We start from the raw sequence: 22,685 nt of genomic DNA on the forward strand, positions 1-22,685 counted from the left end.
TGAGGAATCCTGATTATGTTGGTTACCAAACAACCTGTATTGCGCCGTTTCTGGTATGCCCTGCTCCCTATGACAGCCCTCGAAGACGGCCCCAAGCCATTCACCCTTCTGGGTGAAGCGCTGGTGTTGTGGAAGCGTCCCGATGGTACCCCGGTGGCAATGCGGGACCGCTGCTGCCACCGCACCGCCAAACTGTCCAAAGGCTTCGTCAGTGCTGAGGGCAATATCGCCTGCGGGTATCACGGCTGGGAATACGACTGCACCGGCACGTGCGTGAAGATCCCGCAGAATCCCACCGGCGCTATTCCTCCGGGGGCCGCGGTGAAGGCTTATCACTGCCAGGAAAAGTACGGCTATGCCTGGGTCAGCCTGGACGACCCGCTACAACCGATCCCTGAGTTCCCGGAAGACGGCGCCCCCGGTTACCGACGCATCTTCCAGTTTTACGAAGAGTGGAAGACCAGCCCGCTGCGGGTCATGGAGAACTCCTTCGACAACTCGCACTTTTCCTTCGTGCACAAGGCCAATTTCGGCTTGTTCGACCAGCCGCAACCGGCCAGTTACGAGTTTCGCGAAACCGATTATGGCTTCGAAGCCGAGACCCGCGTGCCGATCCGCAACCCCGAGGCAAGCTTCCGTATCACCGGTACCACCGAGCCAATCACCCAGCGGCACTTGCTCAACCGCTATTACCTGCCCTTCTCCCGGCGCTTTGGCTGCATGTATCCGGACAGCGGCATCCATCACATCATCTACAACTGCGCCACGCCCATCGACGACAACCGACTGATGCTCGTGCAGTGGTTGTATCGCAACGACAGCGAAGAGCAATGCTCGACCCAGGAACTGATCGACTGGGACGCGGCGATCACAGCCGAAGACCGCGACATCCTGGAGGCCACCGATCCTGACGCCTGTGTCGACACCCGCCGCAGGGTGGAACTGCACATGCCATCGGACAAGCCCGGGTTGGTTATCCGTCGGCAACTACTGGGTCTGCTTGAAGCCCATGGCGAGAGCGAAGTGTTCCTCAGCCACTGACACTTGCCCAACGCCCCGGTGCGCCGGGGCATACACCACCGCTCATGACCCACGGGGAGAGCGCTATGTTGATGCAGACCCTATCCAAGGCCGACGTCCAGCCGCAGGCCCTGCCGAACACCATCGGTGTGGACACCCCTTTGTTCGCCAATCAGGTGGAAAAAACCTACAGCAATGGCACCCATGCCTTGAGCCGCGTGAAACTGGCGATCGAACGCGGCGAGTTCGTCTCGCTCTTGGGCCCGTCGGGGTGTGGCAAAAGCACCCTGCTGAAAATGTTCGCCGGGCTCGAACAGCCCTCCGCCGGCCATGTGCGCTGGTGGGGCAAGGATGCCCCGGGTACGGACCACCACGCACGCACACCGGGGCGCAGCCTGGCCATGGTGTTCCAGGAAGCCACCCTGATGCCATGGGCCAAAGTGCACGACAACGTGCGCTTGCCCCTGGACTTGGCCGGCGCCCCCAAGGCCCAGAGCCAGCCCAAGGTGCAAGCCGCCCTGGAACTGGTGGGGCTGGGCAAGTTCGGCGACGTTTACCCGCGGGAGCTCTCCGGCGGTATGCAGATGCGTGCCTCCATTGCCCGGGCATTAGCCACCGAACCCAATCTGCTGCTGATGGACGAACCCTTCGGCGCCCTGGACGAGTTCACCCGCAACAAGCTCGATAGCGACCTGCGCCAGCTCTGGCTCCAGCGCGACCTGACGGTGGTATTCGTGACCCACAGCATCTTCGAGGCGGTGTACCTGTCCTCGCGGGTGGTCGTGATGGGCGCGCGTCCCGGTCGAGTGATCGCCGATGTAATCATCGACGGCCCACTGGAGCGCGACGAGGCATACCGCACTTCACCGGCGTTCATCGAGCAATGCGCGCACCTGTCCCGACTCCTGGCCCAGGCCAATGGCGACCCTTCCTGAGAGCATCATCATGAGCCGACCCTCTACTCCCTGGCTACGCCACCCTTCTGTACTACGCATCGTTTCACCGCTACTGGTTGGCGCCTTGCTGCTCGGCGTCTGGCAACTGGCATGCATCGCCTGGAAAGTCCCGGTGTACCTGGTACCGTCACCAGCCGATATCGGCCGCACCCTGGTCGCCGATGGCCCGATGCTGCTGGGAGCACTTTGGATGACCCTGAAGATCACCTTCCTGTCATTCGCCCTCGCCGTGCTCATCGGGACGCTGGCGGCGTTCGTGTTCGTGCAGAGCCGCGTCGTGGAGGCCAGTCTGTTTCCCTACGCGATTCTGCTGCAGGTCACGCCGGTGGTGGCCATCGCGCCGCTGATCATCATCTGGTGCAGCGATACGACCTTGGCGTTGGTGATCTGCGCCACGCTGGTGGCGATCTTCCCGATCATCGCCAACACCGTACTGGGCCTGCGCAGCGTCAACCCTGGCCTGCTCAACCTGTTCCACCTGAACCGCGCCAGCCGCTGGCAAGTGCTGTTGCGCCTGCGCATTCCCAGCGCCTTACCGTGCTTTTTCGCTGGCCTGCGCATCGCCAGCGGCTTGGCATTGATCGGCGCGGTGGTGGCCGAGTTCGTCGCCGGTACGGGTGGCACGGGCGCGGGCCTGGCGTATCAGATCCTGCAAGCGGGATTCCAGCTCAACATTCCCCGCCTATTCGCCGCCCTGGTGTTGATCGCCCTGACCGGCGTGGCGCTGTTCAGCCTGATGGCTTTGCTGGCTCGGTTGAGCCTGCGCCACTGGCACGAAAGCGAACTGGGCTGAGTTCCATGCAAAACGCCATCCTGCCTATGGAGACGAACATGAATCACACCAACAGCTGGCTGATCCGTAACGCCAGCGCCATCCTCACTGGCCTGCGTGGCGGCGCCGCGCGCCATGTGGGGCCGGACATCCGCATCACCCAAGGGCGTATCGCTGCCCTGGGCTCGCTGCAACCGTTACCAGGTGAGCCAGTGCTCGATGCCACCGATTGCGTGGTGTATCCAGGCTGGGTGAACACCCATCATCATCTGTTCCAGTCCTTGCTCAAGGGCATTCCCGCTGGCATCGACCAGAGCCTCGGTGCCTGGTTGGGGGCCGTGCCCTATCGCTATCGCGGGCTGTTCGATGAGCACAGTTTCCGCTTGGCCGCCCGGGTCGGGCTGGTGGAACTGGCCCGTTCCGGCTGCAGCACGGTGGCCGACCATCATTACCTGTACTTGCCAGGCATGGCCTTCGACAGCGCACAGATCCTCTTCGAAGAAGCCGAGCGCCTGGGGCTGCGCTTCGTCCTTTGCCGGGGTGGCGCAACCCAGGTACGTCAGGCGGAAGGCCCCGCGACAGCCGGACCTGAGACCCTCACGCAGTACCTGGACGATGTTCAGCGCTTGGTACAGGTCTACCATGATCCCGCCGACGATGCCTGGCGCCGTGTGGTAATGGCACCGACCAGCCCGCCCTACTCCATGCCGCCCGAGCACCTGCGCGAGACCGCCCGCGCCGCACGCCGCCTGGGCATCCGCCTGCACAGCCATTTGAGCGAAACCGTGGAGTACCAGAACGAAGTCCATGATCGCCACGGCCTCTCGCCCGTGGTGTTCTGCGCGGAGCAGGAATGGCTCGGGCCGGACGTGTGGTTCGCGCACCTGGTCAAGCTGAGCGCCGAAGAAATCCAGCTGCTGGGCGCCACCGGCACCGGCATCGCCCACTGCCCCCAAAGCAATGGCCGGCTTGGCAGTGGTATCGCAGATATCGTTGCCATGGAGGCCGCAGGCATGTCGGTCTCGATCGGCGTGGATGGCGCTGCCTCCAACGAAGCCTGCGACATGATCAGCGAAACCCACGCCGCCTGGCTGATGCAAAGGGCCAAGGCCGGCGAACGCGCCATGGCCCGCCATGCTGGCGGCGATCTGGAGGGTGGTGCCCATGTCGCCAGCGTGGAGGACGTTGTGCGCTGGGGCACAGCAGGTGGCGCCCAGGTGCTGGGCCTGGACGCCATCGGCACGCTGCAGGTCGGCATGGCGGCGGACTTGGCGATCTACCGCCTCGATCAACCCCGCTACTTCGGTCTGCATGATCTGGGCATCGCGCCAGTGGTTGGCGGTGGCCGTCCGACGCTGCGGGCATTGCTGGTAGGCGGCCGCCTGAGCGTGGAAAACGATGCGATTCCTGGCTTGGACCTCGCCGAGCTGGGCAGCCAGGCACGGCAGGCTGTACTTCATCTGCAACAGGCCGCGGGGGTACGCGCATGAGCTGGACGCCTCTGCAGGTGCGGGCCCTGCGCCTTGAAGCCGACGACGTGCTGGGTGTGGAACTGGCCCCGCCGAGTCCTGCTCCCCTGCCCTTCGACTGGGCACCCGGTGCTCATGTGGACCTGCGCCTGGGCAATGGCGTGGTACGCCAATACTCAGTGGTCAGCCTGCCCGAGGACGGTCATGTATACCTGGGCATCAAGCGCGAAAAAGCCTCCCGCGGCGGCTCGCAATGGCTGCACGAGCACCTGCGGCTGGGTGCCCGGGTGGAGGTGGGCGTGCCGCGCAACCTCTTTAGCCTGCAACCTGGCACAGGACAGGTCGTCTTGGTGGCCGCAGGCATAGGAATCACGCCACTGCTCGCCATGTACCGGCAATGCCAAGCTCAAGGTCGGTCGGTGCGCTTGCTGTTTTTCACCCGCGATGCCAAACAGGTGCCTTTTGTCCAGTACCTCGATGCGAATACCGAGGTTCATGCAGGCTTGCGCGCCCCGATGATCGCCGGGTACCTGGAGGAACACCTGCCGGCCTGGGACGGCAGCGCAAGCCTCTATTGCTGTGGTCCTGCCGGTTTCATGGCGTGTGTCGAACGCGTCGCGCTTGCAAGCGGCTGGCCAACCACGGCGCTTCACCGCGAACATTTCCAGGCTGCAGCGCCCACCTTGCACGTCGAGCGTCACTGCACGCTGGTGCTACAGCGCAGTCGTCTCCAGGTCGAGGTGCAACCGGGCGAAAGTTTGGTACAGGCGGCATCGCGGGCGGGCGTGGAGCTACCCGTGTCATGTGGAATGGGTATCTGCGGCGCCTGTGTCAGCCGGGTCATCGAGGGGGCGCCTGATCACCGCGATGAGTACCTCAGCGATGCCCAGCGCAACAGCGGAGAATGGATAACGCCCTGCGTATCGGGCTGCCACAGCGCCCGGTTGGTGCTGGACGTTTGACCATCGCCCGCAGCTGCCCGACGGCCGACGGCTGACGGTAGCTGCGCACGCACAACCGCTGGCGCAGTAATGGCCGAGGCGAGCGGCTCGCAGCCAGGCCTTGATCCCGACCCGGTAAAGATCCGTCTTGTGCCCAGTATTCTCCAGGGCCACCATAGGCATTCTTCAACAGACCATTGGCTAATGCATGACACTGGAAAATTACCAGGCAATCGCTGAAAGCATTGCCCTGCTGCTGTACCCCCACGCGGAAGTCGTCATTCATGAGATACGCAGCCAGACAATCGTTCATATCGCCAATAATTTCTCACATCGCAAGCTCGGCGATGATTCGGCACTCGGTCCAGAACTGGGGGACCTTTTGAAGGGTACCAACCTTGGTCCCTACGAGAAGCTTAACTGGAACGGTCAGAAGGTCCGCTCGATCAGTGCTGTGCTGCACAATTCGCAAGGCGAAGCCGAGTATCTGATGTGCATCAATCTGAACGTGTCGGTGCTGGAACAGGCGCGTGTGGCATTGGATGCGTTCTTCCAGATGAGTCGGCTGGAGCCGCAACCGGATGCGTTGTTCCGCAACGATTGGCAGGAGCGCATCAACACCTTCCTGCAAGCGTGGCTGCAAGCGCATAACCTGTCGCTGCAGACCTTGAAGATGAAAGACAAACGCAACCTTGTCCTGGCCTTGCATGCCGAGGGTGCATTCGAGGGGCGCAGCGGCGCCGATTACGTTGCCAACGTCCTCAGCATGGGGCGGGCCACCGTGTACAAATACCTGAAGGAAGTCAGGGCCTAGGCGGTATTGCCTGGCTGTAGGCACACGCTCTTGCTGTAGGTGGAATATTATTCTATGGTGGACAAATTATCCATATGCCTGCAAGGACCCGTCATGCCAGCCACCCCGTCAATTGATGCCCAGTACCTTGATACCCTTTACGAAAACATTCAGGACGCACATGCAGCGCTCCGCCCGGCCGTCAGCATTACCCCGCTCTTGCACAGCCCTCGTTTGTCGGCACTGACCGGCTGTGAAGTGCTGCTCAAATGCGAACACCTGCAGCACACCGGTTCCTTCAAGTTTCGCGGTGCCAGCAACAAGATGCGCCTGCTGCCGGCCGAGGCACGCAAGCAGGGGGTGATAGCCGCCTCTTCCGGTAACCATGGGCAGGCCCTGGCCCTGGCCGGCAAGATGGCTGGCGTGCCAGTGAAGGTCTACACCACCACGGGCGCATCGGCATACAAAACAGAGGCAATGCGCGCGCTGGGCGCCGAAGTGGTCTGCCTGCCCACCGACCCGCTGAGTGCAGAGCTGGAAGCCGCCAGGCAAGCCAAGGCCCAGGGCGTTCCTTTCGTGTCACCTTACAACGACCTGCAAGTCATTGCCGGCCAGGGCACCATAGGCATGGAGTTGTTCGAGCAGGCGGCAGACCTGGACGCGGTGTTCGTCGCCGTGGGCGGTGGCGGGATGATTTCCGGCATCGGCGCCGCCCTGCGCGTACTCAAGCCGGGCACTGAGATCATCGGCTGCTGGCCGGCGAATGACCCAACCCTGCAGCAATCACTCGAGGCTGGTGAAATCATCGAATTGGATGCCTGCGAAACGCTGTCGGATGGCACGGCCGGCGGCGTCGAGCCAGGCTCCATCACCTTCCCGCTTTGCCAGGCGCTGCTCACCGATACCGTGCTGGTCAGCGAGGACGAAATCCGCTGCGCCATGCGCGACATCGCCAGCAGTGAGCGCTGGATCATCGAAGGCGCTGCTGCGGTTGCGGTCGCCGGCATGCAGAAGCTCGCCGAACGCTATCAGGGCAAGCGTGTCGCGGTGATCCTGTGTGGCCGTAACATCCTGCTGGAGAAGTTCCTCGAGGCCGTTCAATGAGGGTCTTCAGCAAGACGCAGATCATCGCCCGCTTCAACCCGGAGCTCGCGGTCAGCCAACTGGAGGAAGGCTTCATCGCCTACTCCGAAGGCAAGGTGCAGGTACCGCCCGTGCAGGGATTCGCATTCAAGGGCGCGAACGGTGACTGTTGCGTGAAATCGGCCTACATCGAAGGCAGCCCGACCTTCACCGTCAAGCTTTCGACAGGCTTCTACGACAATCCGTCCAAGGGCCTGCCGAGCAATGATGGCTTGATGCTAGTGTTGTCTGCACACACCGGTCAGCCGCTGGCACTGCTGCAGGACCAAGGCTGGCTGACTGCCATGCGCACCGCGTTGGCCGGGCGTATCGCCGCCCGGCTGCTGGCGCCATCCCAGGTCAAGGCCATTGGCATCCTCGGCACCGGCATGCAGGCGCAGATGCAGCTTGAGCAGCTTCGCGCGGTGACCGATTGTCGCCAGGTGATTGTCTGGGGCCGGCATGAACGCGGGCTTGCGGCCTATACCGCATTTGCCCGCGAGCTGGGCTTCGCAGTGCACAGCACGCAGGATGCGGCCGAGGTTGCGGGCGCGGCAAACCTGATCGTTTGCACCACGCCTTCTCGCCAGGCGCTGTTGCACAGCGATTGGGTCCAGCCGGGTACGCATATCACCGCCGTCGGTGCCGATGCGCCCGGCAAGCAGGAACTGGACCCGGCACTGGTGGCAAGGGCGGACCGCATCATCGTCGACGCCATCGCCCAGTGCAGCCAGTACGGCGAAGTGGCCCATGCCCTCGGCAGTGGCCGCATCGACGCTAACCAGCTGATCGAGCTGGGTACGCTGCTGGCTGGCCGTGCCAAGGGGCGTGAGCACGACAGCCAGATTACCTTGGCGGACCTGACCGGTGTGGCAGTGCAGGATGCACAAGTTGCAAGCCACGCCTTGGCCGCCCTGTGCACCTGAGGCTACAACAGCGTCAGCGCAAACGTTGCACCTGCGCTGGCGTGCGCTGCATCAGCACCTTGCCATTGCGTACCGACACCAACGCGTGCCCCTGGCTGCGCACCATCTCGTAATCATCCGGCGCCGACAGCAGCAACAGGTTCGCCGGCCGCCCCACCTCGATGCCATAGCGCTCGCCCAGGTTAAGGGTGCGGGCGCTGTTGTCGGTAATCAGGTCCAGGCAGCGCTGCAGGTCTTCATACCCAAGCATGTGACAGATGTGCAGGCCGGCTTCGAGAATGCGCAGGATATTGCCATTGCCCAGTGGGTACCACGGGTCGACGATGGAGTCCTGGCCGAAGCACACGTTCATGCCGGCGCGGTCGATCTCGGCCACGCGGGTCACGCCACGACGTTTCGGGTAGTTGTCGAAGCGCCCTTGCAGGTGAATGCTCTCGGTCGGGCATGACACGAAGTTGATGCCCGACAGCTTGAGCAGGCGGAACAGCTTGTAGCAATACGCATTGTCATACGAGCCCATGGCCACGGTGTGGCTGGCCGTGACCCGGGGCCCCATGCCGCGTACCCGTGCTTCTTCGGCCAACACTTCGAGGAAGCGTGATTGCGGGTCGTCGGTCTCGTCGCAGTGCACGTCCACCAGGCAGCCGGTGCGCTCGGCCAGGTCCATCAGGAACTTCACCGACGATACCCCCTGGTCGCGGGTATTTTCGAAATGCGGAATGCCGCCGACGACGTCGGCGCCAATCGCCACGGCTTCAGTCATCAGCGCCCGGCCGTTGGCGTACGACTCGATGCCCTCCTGCGGGAAGGCGACAATCTGCAGGTCGATCAGCTCACGCACTTCGTCGCGTACCTCGACCATGGCCTTGAGCGCGGTGAGTTTCGGGTCGGTCACATCGACATGGGTACGCACATGCTGGATACCGTGGTCCACCAGCATGTCGATGGTTTTTTTCGCACGGGTCTTGATGTCGTCGTGAGTGGTGATTTCCTTGCGCTCCGACCAGCGCTCAATGCCTTCGAACAACGTGCCGCTCATGTTCCACTTCGGCTCACCCGCGGTCAGCGTGGCATCAAGATGAATGTGCGGCTCGACAAAGGGCGCTACCACCAGGTTTTGCCCGGCGTCCAGGTCATTGGCCGTAGCGGAAGCCACGACGTCGGTCTGGGGCACGATGGCGGCAATGCGCTCGCCGTTCAGTTCGACGCGGAACAGGCCAGGCTTGCCGCGCAGGCGTGCGTTGATGATGTTCATGCAGTTACTCCTTGCCGTGGGCTTCGCTCATGCGCCATACCAGCATGGCGACCGAAGCATTCATGCGAAAAAGCGGGTCGTCCAGCGACTGCCCGCTCAGTTGTTCGATGCGCTGGATGCGCTGATTGATCGTGTTGCGGTGCAGCCCCAGACGCTGTGCGGCCTTGAGCCCGTTGCCATTTTCCATGAGCAAGGCGTCGAGGGTATGCACCAAAGCATGGGCGTGTTTGCGCCCAGGGGCGATCAGCGGGCCGAGGGTGCGGCTGACGAAATCGTCGACCAGCGAGCGGTCGACAATACCTTGCAGCAGGCGCAATACGCCGAGCTCGCTGAAGTTGCAATAGCCGTTGGCCGGGCGCAGATGCTGCGCCACATCCAGCGCCTGGCGTGCCTCGTTGAGGGCCTGACGATAGTGCGCGCAATCGTCAGCGAGGCTCGACAGGCCCATGTAAAGGCCCAGTTCACCTGTCGCGGCTTGCAGCTGCCGGTACAGCGCACCCAACGTCTCGGGTAAGTCGCGTGTATCGGCCAGCAGCACCACGAACAGATCGCCCGGCAACTGCGCCGTCACACTGCCTGGCCGCTGGCGGCACCAGGCTTCGAGCTGGTCTTCCAGGGCCTGGCGGGTGGCTTGCCAGGTACGCTCGCCGTGGGCCAGCCCTTGGCGCTCGAACAAGGCGTCCACGCCCGTCAGGCGCAACGCCAGCAGGCGCCGCGGTTTATCCAGGGCCAGTTGCAGGTGTGCTGCCCGCTGCCGGGCAATCGCCAGGCTTGGGTAGTCGCCTGTGAGCAGTTGCCCAAGGATGTCGTTACGCGAGCGGCGCGCCTGGCTCATCTGTACCAGTGCAGTGCCGATCAGGTGGGTGACCACCACCATCTTCAGTGCGTAGGGCTGTTCGATCAGCGGCAAGCCCAGCTGCTCGGCGCGCGCGACAACGGGCGCCGGGATGCTCTGGATGAAACTGCCGCCGGTGAGAATCACCATGCCGGCAATGCCCACGGCGTCGCCATCCTCCACCAGGCTCAGCAGGTTGGCTTCGCCGCGCGGGTGGTTGATGCCGGTGACGAATACCAGTTCACCGCCCATCACCCATTCGGCGATACCCTCGTTCTCCGCCACGTAAGGCCAGCGTACCCGCCGCTGCAGGTTGCGCGCTCCGGCCCGCACCTGCATTTCGTGCAGACCGGGCAAATACAGGATCTCGTCCAGCGCCAGGCTCACGGCTCGACGCCCGCCTGACCCGGCGCGCGGCGGCGTGCGCCCAGCTCCAGAATGACGATGTAGCACACTGCCGAGGCGGCGATGCCCACCAGCGGCGCGACCCACGGTGAGGCATAGGCCAGTACTGCGCCCACGGCATAGGCAAACAGCCCGGTGAGGTTGTAGCGTGGCAGGTTTGCCGTACCCAGTGGCGGGTATTTGCCGCGGTGGCGGTACCAGAAATCAGCCATGATCACCCCACCCACCGGCGGAATTATCGACCCCAGCAGCACCAGGAACGGGATCAGCATTTCGTACATGCCACCCATCGCCAGCACAATGCCAACCCCGGCCGCCACCAGCGTTGCCGTGCGCCGGCGCTCGCTGCGCAACAAGTGGCAGGCGGCGGCTGACACGTTGTAGATGGTCGGACCCTGAATGGTCCACAGGTTCAGGCACAGCATCACCACCGCCGCGAACGACAGGCCCTGCAGCATCATCACGTCGACGATATCGGCCTGCTGGTAAACCATCGCGCACCACGCCCCGGCCACCACCATCAGGCCGTTGCCAAGGAAGAATGCCACCCCGCTGGCGATCACCGCTACCCGGCCACTGCGTGCCAGCCGTGTCCAGTTGGTGGCTTGGGTGGCGCCACTGGCGAAGGTGCCGAAGACCATGGTCACTGCCGCCGAAAAGGTCATGGTTTCATGCGGTACTACTGCAGCCAGGCCGGCAAAGCCACCGGCATCTCGGGTGGCGATGTACATGGACACCAACAGCAGCCCGAACATCAATGGCACCGACACCCGCGACAACAGGTCCAGCCCCTTGAAGCCGATGATGGCCGTGATGCTGAAACCCAGCCCGAACAGCACCATCAACGGCATGCCGAAGCCATCCGCCAGCCCCAGCAGCTTGACCAGCACGATGGCCACCGTGGCCGTACCCCAGGCATACCAGCCCAGTTCGGCAAAGCCCAGCAGAAAGTCCGAGAGCCGGCTCCCCGCTTCACCGAAACAGAAGCGCCCCATCAACACGGTATTCAGCCCGCTGCGCGAGGCAATGAAGGCCAACGCTGCGGCATACAAGGCCAGCAGGCTGTTGCCGAGGGTAGCCACCCACAGCATGTCGACAAAACTGAATGCCATGCCCAGCTTGCCGCCGGCGAACATCGTGCCGGTAAAGAAGGTGAAGCTGAACAAGACCATCGCGATCGGCAGCAGGCCCTTGCGGGCGGACTGGGGGGCTTCGCTGAGGGGAAATTCGCTGGGTGAGCTCATTGCACGGGGGCTCCGGGTTTGTAGTTGGGAGCAGAAAGAGCAATATGCGGGCCGCTTTTTCCTGCGCCGCCACCCGGAAAAAATCGGGCTGTTCGCCCAGAAATCCATATGCACTGTGCACATTAAAGCTGCGATCTGACGATCTGGAGTGTGCGGGACGACTTATTTTGAGGCGCCCATGCACCAAAGCGGTCCTGGGCTGGGTAGTAATCACCCAGCCCACGGCGGTTTACACGGTCCCGTCCAACCCCATTTGCCAGAAATCCGCCTCCAGGCTGGAGGCCTGGCCAAAAATCCCTGCCAGTTCGGCGAACCGCTGCTCGGTCATGCTGCGCGCTGCCAGTTCATCCAGGTGCTTGCGCGCTGCTGCGGCCACCCCTTGGTAGCCCTCCCCGGCATACTCGCCAATCCACTCGCGGTAGGGGTGATTGCTCAAGTCGCCAATGCGCTCGGCCAGGGTCCGGCCGATTTCGGCATAGCCGATCACGCAAGGTGCCAGTGCCACATGCAGCTCCAGCAGGTCGCCGGCTGCGCCGCAGTCCAGCACATAACGGGTGTATGCCACCGTGGCCTGATGCTCTGGCGCGGCCTCGATGTCTGCCTGGGTCAAGCCCCAGCGTGCGCACAGGCGCAAGTGCAGCTCGGTTTCATCCAGTATCGCCGACAGCCCGGCCTGCGCCGCACGAATGTCGGCCGGGCGGCGGCTTTTGTAGGCGGCCAGCGCCCAGGCGCGGGCGAACTGGATCAGGAACAGGTAATCCTGCACAAGGTAGGTCCGGAACGCTTCCTCGCTCAGCGTGCCCTCGCCCATCTGCCGCACGAAATCATGGTCTACGTAGCGGTTCCATTGTGGTGTGGCAGCAGCCTTGAGGCGCTCGAAGATATCCATGCTCATTTGCCCTCCGGATAAACTGCATCGAAGAAAGCCAGCTCCAGCGCCACCGTGCGCTGGTAGAAGTCACTTGCCAATGCGGCCTCCTGCGGGCCGACGCGGTCCAGCTCGGCCTGCAGGAAAGCGACGAATGCCTGGAATGCCGGGTTGTCATGCAGGGTAATCCACTCGGCATGGACGAAGTTGTCCGGCATCGGTTTCGGCGCCTTGAGCGCCCAGTCCAGGTACAGGCCTTCGGCAACGTTCAGCACCGCCAGTGCCGCTGCATAGGAACGGGTGGCTGCCGCTTCGCGCATGATCGCTTTGAAACCTGCGGTAGGCGCGGTATCGGCCGGTTCACTGCGTTGCGCCGGGCTGACACCCAAGGCCTCGAAGGCACGCAGGAAGTAGGTGTTCTCGTCACTGCAGATCATCCCGGCAAAGCGGCCGAAGCGCAGGCGGGCTTCAAACGTGTCAGCGGTAGCGATGGCCGCGCCCAGCAGGGTCAGGAAGCTGTCGAGGAAACGGTGATCCTGGACCAGGTAGTCGACCATGATCGGGTCAGGCAGGCTGCCGTCGCACAATCGGGTCACGAAACGGTGGCCAACGGCCGCCGACCAGGTTGGCTCGCTCTGGCGGCGCAGGGACTGGCTGAAACGTTCGGTCATGTTGCTGTCCTTGATGAGGGTGACAGCGAGACCTTGGCAATTGACATGGACTGGCCTCGCAGTGAGGCCGGCAAAAAGGCAGGTTACAAGCCCCATCCCTTCGCCGGCATGATCCGGATCAGGTTCGAAGGGTCACCGCGCTGTGGCGTTCAGCGGTTTCTCAGCCCATTGCCGGGCTCCCCTTGGTAGCGCTCAGGTATACCCGAGGGCGCCGCGCCTGTCACTACTCCAACTCCCCAAACTGTGGGCAAGGGTGACCCGCTAATGGGTATCTGTCCCCATTCTTGACGCTCCATTTTTTAGTGCACGCCAGACGCTGCAAGGTTTTGTATGTCAAAGCATTACTGGAAAATCTGTTGGCATAGCTGTTGCTGATGGCCATTTAACGGGCAAAACGCCATTGATGGCTTAAGGCCCTAAGGCCGCAAAAGAGGCTTAAGCCAATGAAAACACCTGCTGCGAGTCACGCGTCCAGACGCGCGTTCCATCTGTCCTCCGTCACTGCGCTGATGATCAGCCTCGGGTTGATCACGACCATGGCAGCCCCCCTCGACGACAACAGCATGCCACCGCCGACCGACCCGTCGGCCTACACCGACCAGCCGGACGACCCGACCGCTGCCTTGCTTGAGCTGAACACCTTGCCGGAGGCCAACGAAGGCTCGTTGGAGCTGACCGATGGCGTGTATGGCGACCGCAACACGGTACGCACCGACAACGTGCTGCCGCCTGCCCTGCAAACGTCGGACAAGTACCCTACCAACGGCAAACCCAGCCCGTTGTTCGGTGCGCAACCATTCACCCAGCAACTGTTACTGTTCGAAGAATTCGGGCCAGAGAAGCTCGACCCGACCACGCCGGTGCCCGATCTGACCTTCCCGGTACCGACCCTCGGCGCGTCCCCCGCGCAAGACCCCAACGTGGTGGCACGCAGCGGACCCAGTGGCAGCGCACTGGAAGCGTTCCTCAAGCAGCCCGGCCTGTACCCGTTCCCGACCCAGTACGCCAACGTGCTGGACCGCAACCCATGGAAGGCGCAGATCGAGATGTTCCTCAACCGCCAGCCGGTCGGCTCGCCCGCTGAAGGCCGGCCACCAGGAAAAGGCTGGTCGCACCAGCGCTGGAACGAGTTCTACCCGCAGGCAGCGTTCAAGACCGCCCAGGCCGGTGCGCGCATCAACCTCGGCCTGCGCGACCGCAAGCAACTGCACAACTATGCTGTCGGCGAGTTTGCCCCAGGAGGCCTGTACTACCAGACCTCCGACATTCCGACCACGCTGGGCACCACCAAGGGCATCGACATACGCTTCCACCCAAACATGCCGCTGCAAAATCACAAATCACTGTGGACCTTCGACGGCACTTTCCCGCCCAAGCTGCTGATGGTGCGCTACGGCCAGCCGATCCTGATGCGCCATTACAACGCCCTGCCGATTGACCCCTCGGCCAACGGTGGCTTTGGCCTGCATACCATCTCGACCCACGAGCACAACGGCCACTCCCCGGCCGAAAGTGACGGCTTTGCCAACGCGTACTTCTTCCCCGGCCAGTATTACGATTACCGCTGGCCGGTGCAGCTGGCCGGGTACGACACCATCAACACCCGTGCCCAGGACCCGCGCGCAGCTTTCCCCTGCTCGCCGGGTGAAACCTTGTTCGTCAACGATGGCACTCCAGGCCTGAAAACCTGCGAGAACGGCAGTATCAAGATTCGTGGCGACTGGCGCGAAACCATGAGTACCCACTGGTTCCACGACCACATGATGGATTTCACGGCGCAGAACGTCTACAAGGGCAACGCCGTGATGATGAACTACTACAGCGCCCTGGACCGCGGCAACGAGGCCCTGCAGGACGGTGTCAACCTGCGCTTCCCAAGCGGTTCAGCCATGCCTTGGGGTAACCGTGACTATGACGTCAACCTGATGATTGCCGACAAAGCCTGGGATGCAAATGGCCAGCTATGGTTCAACCCGTTCAACACTGACGGCTTCCTCGCTGACCAGATTCTGGTCAACTGGCAGTACAAACCCAGGCTCAAGGTGCGTGCGCGCAGTTACCGTTTCCGTCTCCTCAACGGCTCGGTGTCGCGCTACTTCAAGTTCGCCGTGGTGCGGGAGATTGCCGGTACCAGTGGTGAGTTCAAAGGCCCGTCCGGCTCCAACCTGTCGTATGCGCGGGTGCCGTTCCACATGATCGCCAACGACGGCAACATCATGGAACACGCGGTGCCATTCGACGGCACGATGGACCTCAATGGTGACGGTAACCTGCAAGACAACAACGGCATCCTGCCACTGCAGGGCATTGCCGAGCGCTACGACATCATCATCAACTTCGCCAAGAACGGTATCAAGGCGGGCGACAAGCTGTACTTCGTCAACCTGATGGAGCACGACTCCGGCAAAGGTCCGAAGCAAGCTATCCCGTTGGCCGACGTGCTGTCGGAAAAATACAAGGCGGTGATCAAGCAGACCAGCAAAGGCCCGCAGTGGGACAACGGCGACCCGGCTGTCGGCAAGTTTCTGCAACTGTGGGTGCAACCGTACACCGGCCAGGACGTGAGCATGGACCCGGTAGCCTATGAGCCGGCCAAGCCAGGCAAGGCTGCAGGCCTGAAAATGCTGCCCCTGCCAATTGACCGCGACGCCGCAGCCGACCAGGCCAAACTCAAGGATGCCCGCCACCGCGAGTTCATCTTTGGCCGCTCCGACGGCACGGACACCACCCCGTGGACCATCAAGACCGACGGCGGCTTTGGCTACAGCATGGACCCACGCCGTATCAGTGCCGCACCGCAACTGGCCAACCAGTCCACCGACGGTGGTTTCAGCGGCGACGGCACCCTGGAAGTGTGGAAGATCGTCAACGGCGGCAATGGCTGGAGCCACCCGGTACACGTGCACTTCGAGGAAGGCGTGATTCTTAGCCGCGACGGCAAGGCCCCGCCAGAATGGGAAAAATGGGCGCGCAAGGATGTGTACCGTATCGGGTCGGAACCTGATTCGTCCGAAGAGGTGGAAATGGCCATCCGCTTCCGCGAGTTCGCCGGCACCTACATGGAGCACTGCCACAACACCCAGCACGAGGACTCTTCGATGCTGCTGCGCTGGGACCTTGAACACCCGGGGCAGTTCCAGGTGATGCCCACCCCGCTGCCAGGATGGGATGGCGTGCGTTACGTGGCCTCGGTAGGCCTGCCAACGTTCCGCACCAAAACCCATGACGACGATGACGACCCGGCCAACAAACCACCTGTCGTGGCCAACGACAGTGCCGCAACGACTGCAGGCAAGCCGATCACCCTGAACGTGCTGGCCAACGACAGCGACCCGGACGGCAACGTACCGCTCACGGTCACCGGCCTCAGCCAGCCCGACTCCGGCCAGGGAACCGTGAGCACGGACGGCAGCACAGTGACGTACACCCCACCCGCTACGGTCGCCACGCCGTTCACGGCCAGCTTCAATTACACGGCGCGTGATACCAAGGGGGCCGAGTCGGTGAACCCGGCCACGGTCAGCATCGCCGTCACCCCAGCAGCGGCGGCCGACGAGCTCAAGGTCACCAGTGCCACGGTGCAACTGCGCAGCGGCAACCGTTACACCTGGGATGTGCAGGGGACTACCACGGTGGCCACGGGCAACAGCATCAGCGTGACTGCAGCAACCACCGGTGGTCCGGTAAGCCTGGGGAACGCGACGCTGACTGCCACGACTAAGGGGGCCCGTTGGCGGGTAGCGGTGACCACCACCGGCTTTGGCCCGGCCACGCCAGCGACGGTCACGGTGAAATCGACGCTGGGCCAGACGGTGACAGCGCCAGTCACATACAAGTGAGTGCAAAGCGGGGCCGCCATGCGGCCCCCATCAGCCAACCCACGAGGACCGCATCATGCCCGGCTCATGGCGATTCCTGCTGGTACTCGCGTTGTTCGCCGCCAGCATTCCGTTCTGGCCGCTGCAACCCCAACGAACGGTGGCAGAAGCAGCGGCCTCTCCCTGGGGGGCCAGCTATTTCCCCAACATCCCCCTGCTCACTCAGGATGGCGAAAAAGTGCATTTCTTCGACGACCTGATCAAGGACAAGGTGGTCGCCATCAACTTCATCTTTACCGGCTGCTCCGATTCCTGCCCAGTGGAAACCGCGCGCCTGCGCCAGGTACAGAAAATCCTCGGTGACCGGGTCGGCAAAGACATCTTCCTCTACTCCATCAGCATCGACCCCTATAACGACACCCCCGCCACCCTCAAGCGCTATGCCGAAAAGTTCGGCATCGGCCCAGGCTGGACCTTGCTGACCGGCGAACCCGACGACATCGAGCAACTACGCCGCAGCCTGGGGCTGTGGATCGATGGCCTGGAAAACGGCCGCTCCAAAGACCACAACCTGAGCCTCATCATCGGCAACCAGGCCACCGGCCGCTGGATGAAAGCCTCGCCTTTCGAAAGCCCGTACATCCTCGCCGACCGGCTGGGCAACAGCCTGCACAACTGGAAGCAGGCCAGCGCCATGAGCAATGACTACGCTCAGGCTCCGCAAATCCGCTCACCCAGCAGCGGCGAGCAGATATTCCGTACCCGTTGCTCGTCCTGCCATACCGTGGGCAACACCGAGCCAGGCCAGCCAGGCATCGGCCCCGACCTGCTGGGCGTGACCCGTCAGCGTGACGCCAACTGGCTGGTCCGCTGGCTGAAGGTGCCCGACCAGATGCTGGCCGAAAAAGACCCCTTGGCCATGCTGCTGTTCGAACAATACAACCGCCTGGCCATGCCCAACATGCGCTTGGGCGATGCCGAAGTCAGCGCATTGATGAGCTACCTCGAAGAGGAAACGGCTCGCCTGCAAACGCCCGTGACAAATAGGGGAATCCCCTAAAGGCTATTGGCCACCAGTCATCAGACTGTCATCTTATTGTCGTATTTTCTGAGCATCACCCAGGGTCGGGAACTATCAGCAGTGATTCGCCGTTCGCTTTCCTCCACCAGCCTTCTGCGACTGCTGATCCTGATGCTCTGTGCAGCGACCCTGGCGTTTCTCTGGGGGCTGCACGTCACCCAGAAAGCCGCCGCCCGACAGAATGCACTGTCGACCAAGGCCATCGAGCACCTGAACCTGGCCAGCATCGTGGGCGAAAGCCTGCGACAGCTTGTCGACCGCGCCCAGGCGATGGGTCGTGTTACCCAGGACGACATGAACGCGCGGCGCCAAGGCAACTTCAGCCTGGCAGCAGACCCAGTGTTCAAGCGCTTGAGCCTGTACGACCAACAAGGCCGGCTGCTAGCGGCCAGCCATACCGATGAGGCCGCCGAGTTGCCGGCAGACTGGTTGCGCCAACTGCAGCGGCACATTGACCGCTACGGTTTCAAACCTTTCCTGCCGAGCATTCAGCCTGTCAGCCAAACCGCTGCCCTGCCCACTTGGCGCCTGCCCTTCCTGCTGCCGTTGACCAATTCGACCGGTCGGGAAATCGACAACATTTTGCTGGTGCACTTGGACGTCGGCTACCTGGCGGTGCTGTTCCAGCCTATCGACCTGGGCAACAGTGGCCTGGTGCGTCTGCTGCAGGATGACGGCCTGGAGCGGCTGCGCATCGACAACAGCGGCGTGGTGACTGCCGGCGACCTATTGCAGCCCCCGCTGCCGGCGCTAGACACCGAAGCGGGCATGCTGACCCAGTACGTAGCGGGTGATGCCTACCAAAGCGTGTACCGCCGTGTACCTGAGCAAGGCTTCAGCGTGGTGGTCAGCCAGCGCCAGGCAGAAATCCTCGCACCCTCGACGCTGGCCTATTCCCGGCAGTTCTGGTTGAACCTGAGCATGACCCTGATGATCCTGGCCAGCCTGCTATGGACCTTGCGCCTGCTGCGCAAACGCCAGGAGGCGTTCGACGCGCTGGAACATGCCCAGCAAGTCAATCAGCAGCTGATCGTGCGCCTGGAGGACGAACACCGGCGCAGCAGCCACGCCGCCGCCACCGACCACCTCAGTGGCCTGCACAACCGCCGCCAGTTCGTCGAAGTGGCCAGCCAGGTGCTGACTCGGCAACGTGGCAAGCGCCGACTGATGGCGATTCTGTTCATCGACATGGACCGTTTCAAGTCGATCAACGACTCGCTCGGCCACAAGATTGGTGACCTGCTGCTACAGGCTGTGGCCGGGCGTATCCAGCGCCTGCTGGAGCCCGGCGACGAGGCTTCGCGGTTTGGCGGCGACGAATTCGTGGTGTTGCTGGCCGGTGAGCGCAGCGAGGAGCAGATCAACGCCTGGGTCCACGAACTGGTGCAAAAACTGTCGGCCACCTACGCCCTGGATGGCCAAGAGGTCAACACCAGCCCCAGTGTAGGGGTGAGCATCTGCCCGCGTGATGGCCAGGACATCGACAGCCTGATACGCAGTGCCGATGCGGCCATGTACTCGGCCAAGCAGGCAGGGCGCGCGCAGTATCGCTTTTTCGACCCCTCGCTGAATCTGGCCGATATCCAGGCGTTTACCCTTGAACAGGCGTTCGGCAGTGCCTTGGCCGAACGCCAGTTCGTGCTGCACTACCAGCCACAGATGCGCCTGGACACCCACCAGGTGCTGGGCTATGAGGCGCTGGTGCGCTGGGACCACCCTGATTTCGGCCTGCTGTACCCGGACCGCTTCATCGGCCTGGCCGAGCGCAGTGGTTTCATTGTCGAACTGGGTTGGGAGGTGCTGCGGCTGGCCTGTGAAGCCTTGTCGAGCTGGAATGCCCAAGGCCGCAAGACACGGCTGGCCGTCAATGTCTCCGCCCTGCAGCTGCGTCAAGCCGATTTTGCTGACCGGCTGCTGAGCAAATTGCAGCATCATGGCATCGCCCCCCAGCAACTGGAGCTGGAAATTACCGAAACCACAATCCTCGACCCCGAAGGCACGGCGGTGGCGCACCTGCATACGTTGCGCGGCGCAGGTTTGGGTATCAGTCTGGACGATTTTGGCCGTGGCTACGCTGGCTTTGCCCATCTGCATTCACTGCCCCTGAGCAAGCTGAAGATCGATCGTTCGCTGATCGCGGCGCTGTCCAACAGCCATGACGACAGCCCGATCGTGTCCTCCACCATCATCCTGGCCAAGCGCCTGGGCCTGGAAGTGGTGGCCGAGGGGGTGGAAACCCGTGAACAGGTGGTGTACCTGAAGCTTGCCGGCTGCGATATCGCTCAGGGCTACCACTTCAGCCGGCCACTGGCGCTGCCGCAGCTGTGGGTTTACCCGCCCTTCAACGGTATCGAGGACAAGGCATGCGTGTACTGAGCGCAACGGCAGGCTTGCCGAGGGCGTTGGGCAAGGACAGGCAACGCATTTCGGTTTATCGTGTACCGATCACACACCGACACCCGCACCATGACCGATATCGAGCGCTACCTTCGCGCCGCCACCCGTGACAACACCCGGCGCAGCTACCAGGCCGCCATCGAGCACTTCGAAAGCCATTGGGGCGGCTTTCTCCCGGCCACCGCCGAGAGTATCGCCCGCTACCTGGCCGATCATGCCGACCAGCATGCAGTCAGCACCCTGCGCCAACGCCTGGCCGCGCTCAGCCAATGGCACGTCGCCCAAGGTTTCCCCGACCCGACCAAGGCGCCGTTGGTGCGTCAGGTGCTACGCGGCATCCGCACCCTGCACCCGACGCCGCCCAAGCAGGCTGCCCCGCTGTTGTTGCAACACCTGCAAACCGCTGTAGCGTGTTTTGAAGAAGAAGCCCGACAAGCCCGCGAGCACCATGACTTGGCAGCCCTGCGCCGGGCCCGCCGTGACAGCGCCTTGCTGTTGCTGGGTTTCTGGCGTGGTTTTCGCGGCGATGAGCTGGCACGCCTGCGCATCGAACACATCCAGGCACAAGCCGGTGTCGGCATCACGCTTTTCCTGCCGCGCAGCAAGGGCGACCGCGAAGCCTTGGGCGTCCAGCACCGCACCCCTGCCCTCAAGGCCTTGTGCCCTGTCACTGCCTACCTGCAATGGCTTGAAGTCGCCGGTATTGCCCATGGGCCGGTGTTCCGCAAACTCGACCGCTGGGGCAACCTTGGCGACAGCCCGCTCAACAGCAACAGCCTGGTCGGCCTGCTGCGGCGCATGCTGGAACGTGCCGGGGTGCCGGCGGCGCTGTATACCGGCCACTCGCTACGGCGTGGTTTCGCCACCTGGGCCACGGCCAATGGTTGGGAACTGAAGTCGCTGATGAGCTATGTGGGCTGGAAAGACGCCAAATCGGCGCTGCGCTACATCGACTCGGCGCAGCGTTTTGGCGATCTGGCCGTGCTACCGGCCAGTCAGGTGCAACCGCTTATTCCTTGAAGCTGTGCCTGGCGACGCCCCCCGTTTCCGGGCGGATGGCATACAGGTCGCCAGCGTCCGGATAATGGTGCAGGTCTTCTGGCGTCATGTCGTAACGCGCGGTGCTGATGTACAAGGTGTTCATCCCGGGCCCGCCAAAGCAGCAGCTGGTGGGGCACGGTACTGGCATCAACACCTGGTCGGTCAGATACCCGTGGCGGTCGTAGCGCAGCAGGCAGCTGCCATGGTACTGGCACACCCACAGCCCGCCGTCGCGGTCCAGCGCCAGGCCATCCGGCCGCCCCAGTTCGGCGGGGGTTTCGGCAAACAGCGTGACAGCACCCAGCCGGCCTTCGATGAGGTACTCGGCGCGGTAGATCGCACGCGCCGCCGAATCGACGAAGTACACCGTATGGCCGTCCTGCGACCAGGCAAGGCCGGTGGGCAAACCCATGTCATCGTGGATCACCTGGTCGCTCAACTGCCAGTCAAAGCGAAAAAGCGCCCCGGTATTGCCACTGAGGGCCTCGTCCATCAGGCCAGTGACGAAGCGTCCCTGTGGGTCGCAGGCGCCATCGTTGAAGCGGTAAGTCGAGCGCGGATGGACCGATGCCGAATGCTGGCTCACCTTGCGCGTTGGCACATCGAAGAGGGCCACGCTGGCATCCTCGGTGAAAATCAGGTTACCCCGGTCGGTCAGCGCCAGGGCGCCAATGCGCGCGGCAGACTCGTAAAGGCACTCGACTTCGCCATCGGGTGTCAGGCCGTTGATGCGCCCGCCAGAGATATCGACAAAGTACAGCACGCCGCTGCGTTCATCCCAGACCAGGCTTTCACCTAGGTCCGCGCGCGTGTTGGCCACTTTGACCGGCACGTAATTGCATTCCTTGATGCGGCTCCAGCGCTCGGCCACCTGCACACGGTCAAGGTCCCGAGGGTGGCTGACACTGCTATGTTCGTTGAAGCGGGTGGCGATGTGCTGGCTATTGCTGGCGCGCAAGGTGCGATCAGTGGGATGGCACAGCGCACCGGCCAGGTGAGTAACGGGCATTTCTGGCTACCTTCAATTCTCCTTTCTTACGATATCAACAAAAAAATCAATGACTTAATATT

Annotated in this window: 18 protein-coding genes and 1 riboswitch; of the genes, 12 read left to right on the forward strand and 6 right to left on the reverse strand. The window is 62.9% G+C overall.

Features of this window, described 5'->3' with window-relative positions; all coding sequences use genetic code 11:
* The first annotated feature begins 15 nt into the window (after positions 1-15).
* The 8 genes from N5D53_RS00990 (at position 16) to N5D53_RS01025 (ending at position 7,999) form a co-directional block, all read left to right on the forward strand.
* The gene (locus N5D53_RS00990) at positions 16-1,041 is read left to right on the forward strand and encodes an aromatic ring-hydroxylating dioxygenase subunit alpha (protein WP_020192292.1); all 1,026 of its coding nucleotides are present in this window, start codon (positions 16-18) and stop codon (positions 1,039-1,041) included.
* Positions 1,042-1,106: 65 nt separating this feature from the next.
* Positions 1,107-1,955 carry an ABC transporter ATP-binding protein gene (locus tag N5D53_RS00995; protein ID WP_190869241.1) on the forward strand — a complete coding sequence of 283 codons (849 nt, stop codon included), beginning with the start codon at positions 1,107-1,109 and terminating at the stop codon, positions 1,953-1,955.
* 85 nt (positions 1,956-2,040) lie between these two features.
* Entirely contained in the window at positions 2,041-2,769 is a 729-nt protein-coding gene (locus N5D53_RS01000) for an ABC transporter permease (RefSeq protein WP_190870165.1), read from the forward strand.
* Between the two features lie 38 nt (positions 2,770-2,807).
* Complete coding sequence (locus N5D53_RS01005) at positions 2,808-4,238, forward strand: amidohydrolase family protein (RefSeq protein ID WP_190869242.1); 1,431 nt, start codon at positions 2,808-2,810, stop codon at positions 4,236-4,238.
* Entirely contained in the window at positions 4,235-5,179 is a 945-nt protein-coding gene (locus tag N5D53_RS01010) for a PDR/VanB family oxidoreductase (RefSeq protein ID WP_190869243.1), read from the forward strand. Before N5D53_RS01005 ends, N5D53_RS01010 begins: the two co-directional genes overlap by 4 nt.
* A gap of 187 nt (positions 5,180-5,366) precedes the next feature.
* A complete protein-coding gene (locus N5D53_RS01015; protein WP_104961707.1) occupies positions 5,367-5,972 on the forward strand; it encodes a PAS domain-containing protein in 606 nt (201 codons plus the stop codon).
* 93 nt (positions 5,973-6,065) lie between these two features.
* Positions 6,066-7,055, forward strand: coding sequence for a threonine/serine dehydratase (locus N5D53_RS01020; RefSeq protein WP_190869244.1), 990 nt, complete (start codon positions 6,066-6,068; stop codon positions 7,053-7,055).
* Entirely contained in the window at positions 7,052-7,999 is a 948-nt protein-coding gene (locus N5D53_RS01025; RefSeq protein ID WP_190869245.1) for an ornithine cyclodeaminase family protein, read from the forward strand. The genes N5D53_RS01020 and N5D53_RS01025 overlap by 4 nt, the downstream gene beginning before the upstream one ends.
* A 13-nt stretch (positions 8,000-8,012) precedes the next feature.
* On the opposite strand, the gene codA is transcribed toward N5D53_RS01025, so the two are convergent.
* From codA to N5D53_RS01050, 5 genes are all read right to left on the reverse strand, one after another.
* On the reverse strand, positions 8,013-9,254 hold the full coding sequence (gene codA, locus N5D53_RS01030) for a cytosine deaminase (RefSeq protein ID WP_190869246.1): 1,242 nt from the start codon (positions 9,252-9,254) through the stop codon (positions 8,013-8,015).
* A gap of 4 nt (positions 9,255-9,258) precedes the next feature.
* Positions 9,259-10,476: a PucR family transcriptional regulator gene (locus tag N5D53_RS01035; RefSeq protein ID WP_190869247.1), complete on the reverse strand. Its 1,218-nt coding sequence runs from the start codon at positions 10,474-10,476 to the stop codon at positions 9,259-9,261.
* A complete protein-coding gene (gene codB, locus N5D53_RS01040) occupies positions 10,473-11,738 on the reverse strand; it encodes a cytosine permease (RefSeq protein ID WP_190869248.1) in 1,266 nt (421 codons plus the stop codon). Before codB ends, N5D53_RS01035 begins: the two co-directional genes overlap by 4 nt.
* 229 nt (positions 11,739-11,967) lie before the next feature.
* Complete coding sequence (tenA, locus tag N5D53_RS01045) at positions 11,968-12,633, reverse strand: thiaminase II (protein WP_190869249.1); 666 nt, start codon at positions 12,631-12,633, stop codon at positions 11,968-11,970.
* Complete coding sequence (locus tag N5D53_RS01050; RefSeq protein ID WP_104887613.1) at positions 12,630-13,277, reverse strand: TenA family protein; 648 nt, start codon at positions 13,275-13,277, stop codon at positions 12,630-12,632. The genes tenA and N5D53_RS01050 overlap by 4 nt, the downstream gene beginning before the upstream one ends.
* Before the next feature lie 78 nt (positions 13,278-13,355).
* A riboswitch (TPP riboswitch) is annotated at positions 13,356-13,470 on the reverse strand.
* Positions 13,471-13,720: 250 nt separating this feature from the next.
* Here N5D53_RS01050 and N5D53_RS01055 point away from each other — a divergent pair.
* The 4 genes from N5D53_RS01055 (at position 13,721) to N5D53_RS01070 (ending at position 21,593) form a co-directional block, all read left to right on the forward strand.
* Complete coding sequence (locus N5D53_RS01055; protein ID WP_266021811.1) at positions 13,721-17,116, forward strand: Ig-like domain-containing protein; 3,396 nt, start codon at positions 13,721-13,723, stop codon at positions 17,114-17,116.
* A gap of 55 nt (positions 17,117-17,171) precedes the next feature.
* Positions 17,172-18,155 carry an SCO family protein gene (locus N5D53_RS01060; RefSeq protein ID WP_266021813.1) on the forward strand — a complete coding sequence of 328 codons (984 nt, stop codon included), beginning with the start codon at positions 17,172-17,174 and terminating at the stop codon, positions 18,153-18,155.
* Between the two features lie 81 nt (positions 18,156-18,236).
* Complete coding sequence (locus tag N5D53_RS01065) at positions 18,237-20,552, forward strand: GGDEF and EAL domain-containing protein (protein ID WP_190869250.1); 2,316 nt, start codon at positions 18,237-18,239, stop codon at positions 20,550-20,552.
* A gap of 60 nt (positions 20,553-20,612) precedes the next feature.
* Positions 20,613-21,593 (forward strand): site-specific integrase, encoded by a 981-nt coding sequence (locus tag N5D53_RS01070; RefSeq protein WP_104961717.1) that lies wholly within the window; start codon positions 20,613-20,615, stop codon positions 21,591-21,593.
* On the opposite strand, the gene N5D53_RS01075 is transcribed toward N5D53_RS01070, so the two are convergent.
* Positions 21,583-22,623 carry an SMP-30/gluconolactonase/LRE family protein gene (locus N5D53_RS01075; protein WP_190869251.1) on the reverse strand — a complete coding sequence of 347 codons (1,041 nt, stop codon included), beginning with the start codon at positions 22,621-22,623 and terminating at the stop codon, positions 21,583-21,585. The genes N5D53_RS01070 and N5D53_RS01075 overlap by 11 nt on opposite strands.
* Between the last annotated feature and the right edge of the window lie 62 nt (positions 22,624-22,685).

Origin of the sequence: Pseudomonas sp. GD03862 (genome assembly GCF_029840855.1) — a bacterium.
Taxonomy (GTDB): domain Bacteria; phylum Pseudomonadota; class Gammaproteobacteria; order Pseudomonadales; family Pseudomonadaceae; genus Aquipseudomonas; species Aquipseudomonas alloputida.